This window comes from Mesorhizobium sp. M2A.F.Ca.ET.067.02.1.1 (assembly GCF_004023285.1).
GTDB lineage: Bacteria > Pseudomonadota > Alphaproteobacteria > Rhizobiales > Rhizobiaceae > Mesorhizobium.
Map to the genome: position 1 here is coordinate 1 of NZ_RZSB01000983.1, position 1,868 is coordinate 1,868.

At 64.5% G+C, this 1,868-nt stretch carries 2 protein-coding genes; both read left to right on the plus strand.

Annotated elements, in window-relative coordinates:
- A partial coding sequence (locus tag EOA28_RS34480; RefSeq protein WP_348633450.1) for a DUF559 domain-containing protein occupies positions 1-457 on the plus strand: 457 nt, incomplete at its 5' end.
- A gap of 69 nt (positions 458-526) precedes the next feature.
- A partial coding sequence (gene glyS / locus EOA28_RS34485; protein ID WP_128315780.1) for a glycine--tRNA ligase subunit beta occupies positions 527-1,868 on the plus strand: 1,342 nt, incomplete at its 3' end.

Below are 1,868 nucleotides of genomic sequence, written 5' to 3' on the forward strand. Positions count from 1 at the left end.
CCTTGATGGGGGAGGTCGCCGCGAAGCGGCGGGTGGGGGTGACTGGCGCTTCCCTATGCCAAAACTTGGCCGTTTCAAGTTGCAGTCTGCGCGAAGGCTCCGCGCCTCGATGACGGACGAAGAACGACTGCTGTGGCGGCACCTGTGGCGCATCCCGGTCGAAGGGACGCATTTCCGCCGACAGGCGTCTGTGAGCGCCTATTACCCCGACTTCTTATCCCATCGGCTGAAATTGATCATCGAGGTGGATGGCTCCCACCACAGTGCCGATGATCAACTTCGCCATGATGAAGTTCGAACACGATGGTTTGAAAGCCAGGGCTATCGCGTCGTCCGCTTCTGGAACCATGAGATAAAAAACGAACTGGATTCCGTGCTCGATACAATTTATGCGGCGGTGGAAGAACGGAAATCACACCTGCATCTGCGCGATGGTGCCGAAGGTATTGGCGGCTGAGAGGCCGCCACCCCGCCCCGGCGCTACGCGCCGACCCTCCCCATCAAGGGGAGGGTGGGGAGCTCAACTATGCCTGACCTGCTCTTGGAACTTCGCTCCGAGGAAATCCCCGCCCGCATGCAGCGCAAGGCTGCCGGCGACCTCAGGAAGATGCTGACCGACGGTCTGGTCGAGGCGGGTCTCACCTATGAGGCGGCGCGCGAATATTGGACGCCGCGCCGGCTGGCGCTCGACATCCGCGGCCTGACGGCGCGCTCCAAGGACATTCGCGAGGAGATCAAGGGTCCCTCGACCACCGCGCCCGAGCAGGCGGTGCAGGGTTTTCTGCGCAAGGCCGGCCTCTCGTCGATCGCCGAGGCGCATGTCCATTCCGATCCGAAGAAAGGCGACTTCTACGTCGCCCACATCTCGAAGCCGGGCAGGGCGGCCGAAGAGATCATCGCCGAGCTGGTGCCGGGCATCATCAAGAGCTTCCCCTGGCCGAAATCGATGCGCTGGGGGCCGGCCTCGGCAAAACCCGGCTCGCTGCGCTGGGTGCGCCCGCTGCAGTCGATCGTCTGCACCTTCGGTCCGGAGACAGAGGAGCCGGTCGTGGTCGATTTCGAGATCGATGGCATCCGCGCCGGCAACGTCACCTATGGCCATCGCTTCCATGCGCCGGGCCCGATCACGGTGCGCCGCTTCGACGACTATGTGGCGAAGCTCGAAGCGGCCAGGGTCGTGCTCGATGCCGACCGGCGCAAGGAGATCATCCTGCACGACGCCCGCAATCTCGCCTTCGCCAATGGCCTCGACCTGGTCGAGGACGAGGGCCTGCTGGAGGAAGTCTCCGGCCTGGTCGAATGGCCGGTCGTGCTGATGGGCGAATTCGAGCAGGATTTCCTCACCATTCCGGGCGAGGTCATCCGCCTCACCATCCGCGCCAACCAGAAATGCTTCGTCACCCGGCCGCAGGGCGCGGGCGAGGCTCTCTCGAACCGCTTCGTCCTGGTCGCCAACATCGAGGCGAACGACGGCGGCAAGGAGATCGCCTATGGCAATGGCAAGGTGGTGCGGGCGCGCCTGTCCGACGCGCTCTATTTCTGGAAGACCGACCAGAGCGACCTGCCGGACCTCGACCAGCTCGCGGGCTCGGCTGCGAAGTTCGACCTGAATTTGAAGAAGCCGCTCGACCAGCGCATGGCGCGACTCGACCACCTCAACGTGACCTTCCATGCCAAGCTGGGCACGCAGGGGCAGCGCGTTAAGCGCATGGGGCGGCTCGCGCAAGAACTGGCCCCGATCGTCGGCGCTGATAGCGCTTTGGTCGCCCGCGCGGCCGTGCTCGCCAAGGCCGATCTGCAGACCGAGGTGGTCGGCGAATTTCCCGAGTTGCAGGGGGCCATGGGCCGCAAATACGCGCTGCTGCATG